General features: G+C 61.7%; 10 protein-coding genes. 2 read left to right on the top strand and 8 right to left on the bottom strand.

The window, feature by feature from the left end; genetic code table 11:
* Positions 1-41: 41 nt before the first annotated feature.
* From ACIONG_RS14540 to ACIONG_RS14525, 4 genes are all read right to left on the bottom strand, one after another.
* Entirely contained in the window at positions 42-1,766 is a 1,725-nt protein-coding gene (locus ACIONG_RS14540; RefSeq protein WP_401300402.1) for a putative 2-aminoethylphosphonate ABC transporter permease subunit, read from the bottom strand.
* A complete protein-coding gene (locus ACIONG_RS14535; protein ID WP_315445110.1) occupies positions 1,766-2,842 on the bottom strand; it encodes a putative 2-aminoethylphosphonate ABC transporter ATP-binding protein in 1,077 nt (358 codons plus the stop codon). Before ACIONG_RS14535 ends, ACIONG_RS14540 begins: the two co-directional genes overlap by 1 nt.
* A 222-nt stretch (positions 2,843-3,064) precedes the next feature.
* The gene (locus ACIONG_RS14530; protein ID WP_401300535.1) at positions 3,065-3,928 is read right to left on the bottom strand and encodes a LysR family transcriptional regulator; all 864 of its coding nucleotides are present in this window, start codon (positions 3,926-3,928) and stop codon (positions 3,065-3,067) included.
* Positions 3,929-3,944: 16 nt separating this feature from the next.
* Positions 3,945-6,254, bottom strand: a complete 2,310-nt coding sequence (locus ACIONG_RS14525) for a heavy metal translocating P-type ATPase (protein ID WP_401300399.1) — start codon at positions 6,252-6,254, stop codon at positions 3,945-3,947.
* A gap of 84 nt (positions 6,255-6,338) precedes the next feature.
* Between ACIONG_RS14525 and cadR the strand changes: the two genes are divergently transcribed.
* Entirely contained in the window at positions 6,339-6,788 is a 450-nt protein-coding gene (gene cadR, locus ACIONG_RS14520) for a Cd(II)/Pb(II)-responsive transcriptional regulator (RefSeq protein ID WP_103304349.1), read from the top strand.
* Between the two features lie 122 nt (positions 6,789-6,910).
* Here cadR and ACIONG_RS14515 read toward each other — a convergent pair whose 3' ends face one another.
* From ACIONG_RS14515 to ACIONG_RS14505, 3 genes are all read right to left on the bottom strand, one after another.
* Positions 6,911-7,882 (bottom strand): thymidylate synthase, encoded by a 972-nt coding sequence (locus ACIONG_RS14515; protein ID WP_008088441.1) that lies wholly within the window; start codon positions 7,880-7,882, stop codon positions 6,911-6,913.
* Between the two features lie 50 nt (positions 7,883-7,932).
* A complete protein-coding gene (lgt, locus tag ACIONG_RS14510) occupies positions 7,933-8,748 on the bottom strand; it encodes a prolipoprotein diacylglyceryl transferase (protein ID WP_103304351.1) in 816 nt (271 codons plus the stop codon).
* A gap of 79 nt (positions 8,749-8,827) precedes the next feature.
* Positions 8,828-9,610, bottom strand: a complete 783-nt coding sequence (locus tag ACIONG_RS14505; RefSeq protein ID WP_103304352.1) for a sulfite exporter TauE/SafE family protein — start codon at positions 9,608-9,610, stop codon at positions 8,828-8,830.
* 131 nt (positions 9,611-9,741) lie between these two features.
* On the opposite strand from ACIONG_RS14505, the gene ACIONG_RS14500 reads away from it, so the two are divergent.
* Positions 9,742-10,488, top strand: a complete 747-nt coding sequence (locus ACIONG_RS14500; protein WP_401300394.1) for an NRDE family protein — start codon at positions 9,742-9,744, stop codon at positions 10,486-10,488.
* Between the two features lie 125 nt (positions 10,489-10,613).
* Here the strand turns inward: ACIONG_RS14500 and ptsP are convergent.
* Positions 10,614-12,740, bottom strand: a 2,127-nt coding sequence (ptsP, locus tag ACIONG_RS14495) for a phosphoenolpyruvate--protein phosphotransferase (protein ID WP_401300391.1), incomplete at its 5' end; no start/stop codon positions are given.

The following is a 12,740-nucleotide window of genomic DNA, read 5'->3' as shown; positions in this document are numbered from 1 at the left end:
ATCGTTTTCCTGTCTTTTGGAGTTGAGGGTTACGGGAAAAATCAGTGACCGGGCGCGGTTTGCCGCCAGGCCTGGGAACGGCGCAGCAAGCCGCGCGAAGCCCACGCCAGCAGCAAGGACACGCCCGCCGAGGTGAACAGAATCAGGGTCGACATCGCCGCCGCGCCGCCGACGTTGCCGGCGTCATCCATGTTCAGCACCGCCACCGCCGCGAGGATGGTGTCGGGGCTGTAGAGGAAAATCGCCGCCGACACCGTGGTCATCGCCGAGACGAACAGGTAGCGCACGATGTCCAGCAACGCCGGCAGGCAGATCGGCACGGTGACACGCAGGTAGTGGCGGTACAGCGGCGCTTTGAGCGACAGCGCGGCGGCTTCGAACTCGGCGTCAAGTTGGCGCAGCGCGGTGGTCGCGGTCATTTGTGCGGTGGTCAAATAGTGAGCAATGGTGCAGACGATCAGCAGCGTCATCGTCCCGTACAGCACGTGCAGCGGGTTGCCGGTGAGGTTGAAGAAGAAAACGTAACCCAGTCCAAGCACCAGCCCCGGCACCGCCATCGGGATGAAACTGAGCATGCGCAACGTCAGGTTGAGGCCGCGCTGGCTGCGGGTTTTCTCCATCAGATAGGCGCCAGTGAAAATCAGCACGCTGCCGATCAACGCCGTACCTAGCGCCATCTTCAAACTGTTGCTGTAGGCCAGCCAGCCACCGCCGGCGGTTTCATTGAACTGGTAATGGTTGAGTGACAGCGACAGGTTGTACGGCCAGAACTTCACCAGCGACGAGAACACTGCCATGCCGAACACCAGAATCAACGCGGCGCTGATCAGCAAAACAATCGCCAGATAGCAGCCATCGCGCAGTTTCGATGGCGCCGGTTTGAACACCTGCGCACGGCCGCTCATGGAATCGCCATGCCGGCGGCGCAACCAGGCATCGACGCCGAAGCTGAACAGCGCCGGCAACAACAGCACCATGCCGATCAACGCCCCGCGACCGAACTGCTGCTGGCCGACCACGGCTTTGTAGGCTTCCAGCGCCAGCACTTGGTAGTCGCCACCAACCACCACCGGCACGCCGAAATCGGTGATGGTCAGGGTGAACACCAGACAGAACGCGGCGAACACCGCCTGACGGGTCGCCGGCCAAGTGATGCTACGGAACGCTTTGGCAGGACTGGCGCCCATGCTCGATGCGGCATCGAACAGGCGCGCATCGGCCAGCGACAGCGCCGACAGCAAAATCATCAGCGCATGGGGAAAGGTGTAGATCACCTCGCCCAGCACAATCCCCCAGAACCCGTAGATGTTGTCCGAGAGCAAGCCGCGCAACATGCCCTGATTGCCGAACAGGTAGACCAGCGCAATCCCCGGCAACATCGACGGCGCCATCAACGGCAGCAGGGAAATCCCGCGCCAGATGCCCTTGGCCGGAATCAGCGTGCGTTGCAAAGCGTAGGCAAACAGGTAGGCCAGCGGTACGACGATGGCCGCCACGCTGAGGGAAACTTTCAGGCTGTTACCGAGCAACCAGTGGAAATTGTCGCTGGTCACCAGCTCCTTGGCGGCGAGCCAGCCACCGCCCTGCCCGGCCTCGCTACTGAAGCCACGCCAGAAGATCGCCAGCAGCGGCAACAGCACCGCGACACCGAGCAAAAGCAGCAAGAGGACTTTGCCGCCGACTACAAAGATGCGGTCGCCAATCTCGGCTTTCGAGGACTGTCGCACCTGCTTGTGCGGTAGCAGCAGCGCGAGGTTGCTGTTCATCAGGCAAATACCTGCAGGCTGCGCGGCGGCAAGGCGACCATGATCTGCTGCGCGCCAAGGCGCGGCATGGCTTCCGGGGCCAGTTCAGCGAGCAGCGCGTGGCCCGGCAGTTGATCGAGTTCGAAGCTCATGCGGCAGCGATTGCCGAGGAAGGTGATCTCACGGACTTTGGCCGGGAACAGGTTTTCTTCATGCACCAGCGGATTGACGTTGATCGCTTCCGGGCGGCAGAACAGTCGCCCCGAGGCGCCGCTCACGCTGCCGTCGGCCAGACGCACATTCATTCCGCCAACCCGCGCGTGGCTGTCGCTGCTGCGCTGGAACGGCAGCCAGTTACCCTGGCCGACAAACTCGGCCACGAACGGCGTGGCCGGGCGGTTGTAGATTTCCTGCGGGGTGGCGTATTGCTCGACGCGGCCGTTGTTCATCACGGCAATGCGGTCGGCCATCAGCATGGCTTCGTCCTGATTGTGCGTGACCATCAGGGTGGTAATGCCGAGGTTGCGTTGCAGCTGGCGCAGTTCGGTGCACAGATGCTCGCGCACTCGGGCGTCCAGCGCCGACATCGGCTCATCGAGCAACAGCAGCGACGGTGCCGGGGCCAGAGCGCGCGCCAGTGCCACCCGTTGCTGCTGGCCGCCGGACAATTGGCCGGGGTATTTTTTCTCACTGCCGGTGAGGCCGACCAGTTCCAGCATCTGCCCGACGCGACGGCGCACTTCGTCGCGACCGCTGCCGGCGAGGCCGTAGGCAATGTTCGCTTCGACCGTCAGATTGGGAAACAGCGCGTAGGACTGGAACAGAATGCCGTAGTCCCGGGCTTGTGGCGCAAGGTGCGAGACGTCGCGGTCACCGAGGTACAACTCGCCGCTGTCCTGTTTTTCCAGCCCGGCGATGCAGCGCAGCAGCGTGGTCTTGCCGCAGCCCGACGGGCCGAGCAGGCACACCAGTTCACCGGCGGCGACATCCAGGGAAACGTTATCCAGCGCGGTGAACGCGCCGAAGCGCTTCTGCACGCCGCGCACTTTCATGGGTGCGCCGGGGTTGGTCAGGGTGGTTGCGATGGCAGGATTCATGGGACAGACCTCATCAAGCAGATGGGGCCCATCCTAGAGTTGTAATGCGTCGGTCATGTGGCAGTAAGGCAAAAACGGCCGATAGCGGTATTCGGGGATTTTGGTTCACCAGAGATCGTTCCCACGCTCTGCGTGGGAATGCCTCATCGGACGCTCCGCGTTCGGCTGTTGGGACGCAGAGCGTCCCGGGCTGCGTTCCCACGCGGAGCGTGGGAACGATCATTACGCCGGGGACATCTCTTGGGCCAGGCCGAGGAACGCCGCTGGCAGTCGCGCATTCTTGCGTTCCTTGAGGCAATACAGATACTCGGGAATCTGCGGCGCATTCTCGATCGTCAACACGCGCAACTGCGGATCATGCGGCACTTCCTGCCGGGCAATGATGCTAATGCCGATGTTGCGCAACACCGCCTCACGGATCGACTCACGGCTGCCAATCTCCAGCAGTGGCCCAAAACTCACGCCCGCGCTGGCCAGTAACTCTTCAGTCAATCGCCGCGTGGTCGAGCCAGTCTCACGCATCAGCAAGGTATGCCCGGCCAGTGCGCTCAATGTCACATGCTCCTGCGCCGCCAGCGGATGATTGCGATGCACCGCCAGCACCAGCGGATCTGTGCCCAGCACCCGGCGAATCAGGCGCGCATCCTCAAGCAACTGCGACGAAGCAGCCACATCCACCCGGTAATCCTCCAGCGCTTCGAGCACCTGCTGCGAGTTGCCGATTTCCACCGACACTTCCACCTGCGGTAGACGCTCGCGGAAGGTCTTCACCAGATCAAGAATGTAATACGGCGCGGTGGCGGCGATGCGTAGCGTGCCTTGCACCTGACCGCTGTTGCGCAGGAAGAACTCGATATCGGCTTCCTGCTGCAGCAGTGCCTTGACCATCGGCAGCAACCGCGCGCCTTCGTCGCTGACACTCAAGCGTCGACCGCCACGGTAGAACAGTTCCACCGAATACTGACTTTCCAGATTGCGGATCTGCGTGGTCACGGTCGGTTGGCTGAGGCCGAGCTTTTTCGCCGCCAGCGTAATGCTGCCCAAGCGGGCGACCATGTAAAACGCTTTCAGCTCGGCACTCAGCACAACCATCCCTCATCGTTTACTTGCGCAGCAGGCGCAAACCGTTGAACACCACCAACAGGCTCACGCCCATGTCGGCGAACACAGCCATCCACATGGTGGCGAGCCCGGCGAAGGTTACCCCAAGAAAGATAGCTTTGATCACCAGTGCCAACGCGATGTTCTGTTTCAGGATGCTTGCGGTGTTGCGCGACAGGCTGATGAACGCCGGGATCTTGCGCAGATCGTCGTCCATCAGGGCGACATCGGCGGTTTCGATCGCGGTGTCGGTACCCGCTGCGGCCATGGCAAAACCGATCTCGGCACGGGCCAGTGCCGGGGCGTCGTTGATGCCGTCGCCGACCATGCCGACGCGATGACCTTTACCGTAAAGCTCTTCGATGGCTTGCAGTTTGTCAGTTGGCAACAAGTCGCCCTTGGCCTGATCGATGCCGACCTGAACGGCAATCGCCTGCGCGGTGTGTACGTTATCGCCGGTGAGCATCAAGGTTTTCACGCCCAGTGCGTGCAACTGGCGGATCGCTTCGCGGCTGGTTTCCTTGACCGTGTCGGCCACGGCAAACAGCGCCAACGGGCCGGAGCTGTCGAGCAGCAGCACCACCGACTTGCCCTGCTTCTCCAGCGCGAACAGCTTTTCTTCCAGTTGCGGCGAGCACAGGCCCAGCTCTTCCACCAGACGGTGGTTGCCCAAGTGGTAGGTCTTACCGCCAATTTCACCTTTGACACCACGCCCGGCCAGCGCTTCGAAGTTATCCACACTCAGCGCCGCGAAGTTTTTATCCACAGCCGCATTGGCGATGGCCAGCGACACCGGGTGATCGGAGCGCCCGGCCAACGCAGCAGCAATTGCCGGGGCCGTGGCGTCGGCGGTTGGATCAAGGGATAGGTAATCGGTCTGCACCGGTTTGCCGTGGGTGATCGTCCCGGTTTTATCCAGCGCCAGATAGTCGAGCTTGAAACCGCCCTCCAGGTACACACCGCCCTTGACCAGAATGCCTTTGCGCGCCGCCGCCGCGAGGCCGCTGACGATGGTCACCGGGGTGGAAATCACCAGCGCACACGGGCAAGCCACCACCAGCAGCACCAGCGCGCGGTAGATCCAGTCGAACCACACCGCGCCCATGAACAGCGGCGGGATGATCGCCACGGCCAGCGCCAGAACGAACACCACGGGGGTGTAGATTTTCGAGAATTGATCGACGAAGCGTTGGGTCGGGGCGCGCGCGCCTTGGGCTTGCTCGACGGCGTGGATGATTCGCGCCAGCGTCGAGTTATTCGCCGCCGCAGTCACCGTATATTCCAGCGAGCCGGCCTGGTTGATGGTGCCGGCGAAGACTTTGTCGCCCACAGTTTTTTCCACCGGCAGGCTTTCACCGGTAATCGGCGCCTGGTCGATGGTCGAGCTGCCGCTGACCACTTCGCCATCCAGCGCGATGCGCTCACCGGGTTTTACCCGCACAATGGCACCCAGTTCGACGATTTTCACATCCTGCTCAAGCCAAACACCGTCAGCCTGCTGCACGGTCGCCTGCTCGGGCGTCATCTGCATCAGGCCACCGATTGCATTACGCGCACGGTCCAGCGAGCGCGCTTCGATCAACTCGGCCACGGTGAACAGGAACATCACCATCGCCGCTTCCGGCCACTGACCGATGAGGATGGCACCGGTCACCGCAATGCTCATCAGCGCATTGATGTTGAGATTAAGGTTCTTCAGGGCGATCCAGCCCTTTTTATAGGTGGTCAGGCCACCGCTGAGGATCGACACCAGCGCAATGATCGCCACCACCCAGGTCGGCGCGGCGTTGGTGAAGTGGATGACTTCGGCAGCCAGTGCACCGACACCGGACAGTGCCAGTGGCCACCAGTGTTTTTTCACTGCCGCAGGTGCCGGCGCTTCGACGCCCGCTTCCAACGGCTCGGCGTGCATGCCGAGGGACTTGATCGCCTCGGTGATGGGCTCGGTGCCCGGCAGCGTGTGAGTCACGCCGAGCACACGGTTGATCAGGTTGAACTCCAACTGCTCGACGCCGGCCAGTTTGCCGAGTTTGTTCTGGATCAGCGTCTGCTCGGTCGGACAGTCCATCGCCTCGATGCGGAAACTGCTCAACCGCGCATCGGCGCTGGTCTTTTCGCTCAGTTGCACCAGCGCAGGCGCGGCGGCTTCCGACGAGCAGCAGGAGTCCTCGTGCGCATGAACCGGTGCCGGTGCTGCGACTTTCGACCCGCAGCAAGCATCGCCGCCATGGGAATGCTTATGCACAGGCTGCAATTTATGACTGTGATCGTGCCCGTCGCCGGGCTTGTGGGTGTGCTGGGAATCGCTCATTGGTCGCGTCCATGAAGGTGCCTGTTGCCAAGTAAAGACCCTGTAGCCACTATAGGGTCAAGCACCCTTTTGGAGATTGCCGTCATGAAGATCGGAGAACTGGCCAAACTCACCGACTGCGCCGTGGAAACCATCCGCTACTACGAGCGCGAAAACCTGCTGCCGGAACCTGCGCGCAGTGACGGCAACTACCGCGTCTACACCCAGGCCCACGCCGAACGCCTGACCTTCATCCGCAACTGCCGCACCCTCGACATGACGCTCGAAGAGATCCGCAGCCTGCTGGCGATGCGTGACAGCCCGCAGGATCAGTGTGAGAGCGTTAATACCCTGATCGATGAGCATATCCAGCATGTGAAAGCGCGGATTGATGGGTTGCTGGCGTTGCAGACACAACTGCTCGACCTGCGCCAACGCTGTGGCGAAGGGCCGGGGGCGGAGCAATGCGGGATTTTGCAGCGGCTGGAAGTGAGTGGCGGGGTTGTTGCGACGGAAATCGAACACTCCCACGTGGGCCGCAGCCACGGCCATTAAGAACACCGAGTATCCCTGTGGGAGCTGGCTTGCCAGCGATAGCGGTTTTACAGACACATCAATGTTGAATGTGCCGCCGTCATCGCTGGCAAGCCAGCTCCCACAGGTTTATTGGCAAGCCTTCAGACCGCCATCGGCGCAGTCATTGGCGCGTGGTGCTCATAACCTTCCAGCGAGAAATCGCTCGGCTCCACCAGCTCCAGCCATTCCGGCTGATATACACCGGTCTTGGCAAACTCCGGCACGCGGTCGGAGATCTTCAGTTTCGGCATGGCGAACGGCTCGCGCTTGAGCTGTTCGTTGAGCATGTCCAGATGGTTCTCGTAGACGTGCGCATCACCGATGAAATAGGTGAACCAGCGCGGCGTGTAGCCGGTCAGGCGACCGATCAGGCTCAGCAGCGCGGCGCCTTCGGTGAGGTTGAACGGTGTGCCCAGACCCAGATCGTTCGAACGGATGTAGAGGGTCAGGGAGATTTCCTTGGTCTCGACATTCGGATGGAACTGGTACAGCAGATGGCATGGCGGCAGGGCCATTTCATCGAGCTGGGCGACGTTCCAGCCGTGGAACAGAATGCGACGGCTGCCCGGATCCTTGATGATCGTATCGACGCACTGGCGCACCTGGTCGATGGCTTTGTACAGCACCACGTAGGCCTGGCCGTCTTCTTCGCCTTGGGCGATTTGCTTGTAGCCGTTGCTCAAGGTTTGTTCGATGGCGGCGGTGTTGCTGAGCGGGATCTGTTTGTACGCCGGCCATTTGCGCCATTGCACGCCGTAGATTTCGCCGAGGTCGTCGTCGCCCTGACGGAACGGGTTGGCCAGCCACTGCGCATTTTCGTTGGCGTTCTGGTCCCAGACCTTGCAGCCCAGCGCACGGAATTCAGCGGCGTTGTTGACGCCACGCAGAAATCCGCACATCTCGCCGATGGCCGACTTGAAGGCCATCTTGCGGGTGGTGATCGCCGGGAAACCTTCCTGCAGATCGAAACGCAGCATCGCACCGGGAAAGCTGATGGTGTTGATGCCGGTGCGGTTGGCCTGTTTGGTGCCATTCTGGATGACGTGCGAGACCAGTTCGAGATATTGCTTCATGAGTTACCTGTGTCCTTGGAGCCCCGGCGTCGCGCGCCGGGGTTCGTAGTTTAAGCCGTCGGAGCGAGCGGTGCTGCCGGCGCGCGACGATAGGCCAGCCAGATCAGGAACAGCCCGCCGATGATCATCGGCACGCACAGCACCTGCCCCATCGTCAGCCAGTTCCAGGCCAGATAGCCCAGTTGCGCATCCGGGACGCGGACGAACTCGACGATGAAACGGAAGATGCCGTAAAAAAGCGCGAACATGCCGGAAACGGCCATGGTTGGGCGCGGTTTACGCGAGAAAATCCACAGGATCAGGAACAGCGCCACGCCTTCGAGGGCGAACTGATACAGCTGCGAGGGGTGACGCGGCAGTTGCGCCGGATCGCTGAACGGCGGGAAGACCATGGCCCACGGCACGTCGGTGGCCTTGCCCCACAACTCGGCGTTGATGAAGTTGCCGATACGCCCGGCACCCAGACCGATCGGCACCATAGGCGCGACGAAGTCCATCAACTGGAAGAACGACTTGCCGTTACGCTTGCCGAACCAAAGGGCCGCGAGCATCACCCCGATAAAGCCGCCGTGGAACGACATGCCGCCCTTCCACACTTCGAAAATCAGCGTCGGGTTGGCCAGGTAAGCGCTCAGGTCGTAGAACAGCACATAGCCCAGACGCCCGCCGACAATCACGCCCATCGACAGCCAGAAGATCAGATCGGAGAGCTTCTCCTTGGACCAGGTCGGGTCGAAGCGGTTGAGCCGGCGCGACGCCAGCAGCCACGCACCGCCGATGCCGATCAGGTACATCAGACCGTACCAGTGGATTTTCAGCGGACCGATGGCCAGGGCCACCGGGTCGATCTGCGGGTAAGGCAGCATTGCGACTCCTCGTTAGAGTTGAAACCAAAATTCCCGGGCGACGCTGCCACCTCAGGATTAAGTCAGGATTGCGGCGCGGTTAAAGCAGAAAGCTCAAACCCACGCTGAACAGCAAAGCGGCGAACAGCCGTTTCAGCAAGCGCGGCGACAATCGATGTGCCAAACGCGCGCCGATGCGGGCGAAGACCATGCTGGTCAGGGCGATGCCCAACAACGCCGGCAAATAAACAAAACCGAGACTATGGGCTGGCAGCAACGGATCATGCCAGCCCAGAATCATGAAACTTAATGCACTGACCAGAGCGATCGGCAGGCCACAGGCTGATGAAGTCGCCACGGCTTGCTGCATCGGCACACTGCGCCAGGTCAAAAACGGAACGGTGAGCGAACCGCCACCGACGCCAAATATCGCCGAGGCCCAACCAATCACACTGCCGGCCACGGTCAGACCGAGTTTGCCCGGCACGGTTCGGCTGGCCTTGGGTTTGATATCCAGCGCCAGTTGCACGGAAATCACCAGGGCGAACACACCGATGATTTTTTGCAGGTTTGGCCCCGAGATCGCTTCAGCGGTCAGCGCACCGAAACCGGCACCGAGCAAAATGCCCACCGCCATCCACATGAAGATCGGCCAGCGCACCGCACCACGCCGATGATGTTCACGCACAGCGTTGACCGAGGTGAAAATGATCGTTGCCAGCGACGTACCCACCGCCAGATGCGTCAGGATCGACTGGTCAAAGCCTTGCAGGGTGAAACTGAACACCAGCACCGGGACGATGATGATCCCGCCACCCACTCCGAACAGCCCGGCCAGTACGCCCGCACAGGCGCCCAGCGCCAGATAGAGCAGAAATTCCATGACCGTCTCCCAAGGCGCATCGCCAAAACCGGAGCGGCATGGTAACGGATGCATGGCCTCCTGCTCCACTTGCGATGGATGCACGGACGCTGGATGCGTAGAGTGAGCAAAAAACACACAAGGACCACCTTATGTGCCTGATTGTTTTCGCCTGGCGCCCGGGCCATGCCCAACCGCTGATCGTCGCGGCCAACCGTGACGAATTCTATGCCCGGCCAAGCCTGCCGCTGGCGCAATGGCCGGAGGCGCCGCAGGTGCATGCCGGGCGTGATCTGGAGGCTGGCGGGACCTGGCTGGGGATTGGCGCCAGTGGCCGCTTTGCCGCACTGACCAATATTCGCGATCCGCATCAGCCGCCGGCCCGCAAGTCACGGGGCGAGTTGGTGGCGCGGTTTCTGACGGGTGATGCGTCGATTGATGATTATTTGAACGATGTGGTCGGACGTGCGCCGGAATATGCCGGGTTCAATCTGCTGCTCGGCAACAGCCATGAACTGTGGCACTTCAATGCGCGGATGTCGGAGCCGGTGATGCTGGAGCCCGGTGTTTACGGTCTGTCGAATGCCGGGCTGGATACGCCGTGGCCGAAGTTGCTCAAGGCCAAGGCAGCGTTGAGCGCGGTGCTGGAGGATCCGCAGCCTGGGCGGTTGCTGGAGCTGCTGGGCGATGCGCAGACCGCGCCGTTTGCCGAGTTGCCGGATACCGGGGTGGGTCTGGCGACGGAGTCATTGTTATCGAGTGTATTTATTGCCAGCCAGAGTTACGGGACGCGGGCGAGTACGGCGCTGGTGGTTCAGGCGGACGGTACGCGGCGGATGGTAGAGCGGAGTTTCGGGCCGTATGGCGGGCATTTGGGTGAGGTAGAGGTTTTGGTTTAGCGTTGCAGGGTAGGCCGCCATCGCTGGCAAGCCAGCTCCCACAGGTTTCTCGGGTGTTCACACATTCGGTGAACGTTGAAGATCCTTGTGGGAGCTGGCTTGCCAGCGATGGGGCCAGCAGCCTTTTAGAGAGCTTTGTTGACCGCCGGCGGATTGATCTTCGACAACCCAAGATTCTTCAGCGCCAGTTGCAACGAGCTGTGGATAACTTGCGGGTTGTCGATGGTCATCAGCTCCGCCAACAAATCCTTGGCCTTGCTCAGATTGACCTGACGCAACATCCATTTCACCTTCGGCAAGTTGGTGGCGTTCATCGACAGGCTGTCGAAGCCCATCGCCATCAACAGCACTGCCGCCGCCGGATCACCGGCCATCTCGCCGCAGATACTCACCGGTTTACCTTCGGCATGGGCATCACGCACCACGGTTTGCAGGGCTTGCAGCACCGCCGGGTGCAGGTAGTCGTAGAGGTCGGCCACACGCGGGTTGTTGCGGTCGACTGCCAGCAAATACTGGGTCAAGTCGTTGGAACCGACGGACAGGAAGTCGACCATCCGCGCCAGTTCCTTGGTCTGGTACACGGCCGCCGGAATCTCGATCATCACGCCAATCGGCGGCATCGGCACGTCGGTGCCTTCGTCGCGCACTTCGCCCCAGGCCCGGTGGATCAGGTGCAAGGCTTCTTCGAGTTCATGAGTGCCGGAGATCATCGGCAGCAGAATCCGCAGGTTGTTCAGGCCTTCGCTGGCCTTGAGCATTGCGCGGGTCTGCACCAGGAAGATTTCCGGGTGGTCGAGGGTGACGCGAATGCCGCGCCAGCCGAGGAACGGGTTGTCTTCCTTGATCGGGAAGTACGACAGCGACTTGTCACCACCGATGTCGAGGCTACGCATGGTTACCGGTTGCGGGTGGAACGCGGCGAGCTGTTCACGATAGATCGCCAGTTGTTCCTTCTCGCTCGGGAAGCGCTGGTTGATCATGAACGGCACTTCGGTGCGGTACAGGCCGACACCTTCGGCGCCACGCTTCTGCGCCCGCGCCACATCGGCCAGCAAACCGGTGTTGACCCACAGCGGCATGCGGTGGCCATCGAGGGTCACGCACGGCAGGTCGCGCAGGGTGTCGAGGCCCAGCGCCAGTTGTTTCTCTTCTTCAACGACTTCGGCGAATTGCTTGCGCAGCACTTCGCTCGGGTTGGTGTAGACCTCGCCACGTGTGCCGTCGACGATCATTTCGATGCCGTCGACCTTGGCGTACGGCAGGTCAACCAGACCCATCACCGTCGGAATGCCCATGGCCCGGGCGAGGATCGCGACGTGGGAGTTACCCGAACCAAGTACCGACACCAGACCGACCAGCGTGCCTTCCGGCACCTCGCCGAGCATTGCCGGCGTCAGTTCTTCGCTGACCAGAATGGTTTTTTCCGGGTAGACCAGGTTCTGCTGACGCTCTTCCTGCAAGTAGGCGAGCAGGCGGCGGCCGAGATCCTTGACGTCCGAGGCGCGCTCACGCAGGTAGGCGTCGTCCATCAATTCGAAACGGTTGACGTGTTCGGTGACCACCTGACGCAGCGCGCCCTGCGCCCACTGGCCGGTCTTGATCACGGTGGTGATTTCGCTGCCCAGCGAGGCATCGTCGAGCATCATCAGGTAGACGTCGAACAGCGCGCGCTCTTCCGGGCGCAACTGGGTCGCAAGCTTGGCGGACAAGGCACGCATGTCGGCGCGCACGCCTTCGATGGCGGTCTTGAACAGCGCCAGCTCAGCGTCGATGTCGGTGATGGTCTTGTCCGGCACCACGTCCAGATCAGCGGGCGGCAGCATGACAACTGCAGTACCGACCGCCGCACCCGGCGAACCCGGCACGCCGACGAACTTGGCTTCCTGGATACCCTTGCCCTGACGGCCCAGGCCACGGATCGAACCGGTAGCCTCGGCATGGGCGATAACGCCGGCAAGCTGCGCGCTCATGGTCACGAGGAAGGCTTCTTCACCTTCATCGAACTGGCGACGTTCTTTTTGCTGGATGACCAACACGCCGACGACGCGGCGGTGGTGAATGATCGGGGCACCGAGGAACGAGGCGTAGCGCTCTTCGCCAGTTTCGGCGAAGTAGCGATAGCGCGGGTGATCCGCGGCGTTTTCGAGGTTCAGGGGTTCTTCACGCGTGCCGACCAGACCGACCAGACCTTCGTTGGGTGCCATGCGGACCTTTCCGATCGAGCGCTTGTTCAAGCCCTCGGTGGCCATCAG

Origin of the sequence: Pseudomonas sp. NPDC087817 (assembly GCF_044742875.1) — a bacterium.
Classification (GTDB): Bacteria; Pseudomonadota; Gammaproteobacteria; order Pseudomonadales; family Pseudomonadaceae; genus Aquipseudomonas.
The sequence above is the reverse complement of the archived record's forward strand: the minus strand, read 5'-3'. Positions and strand labels throughout refer to the sequence as shown.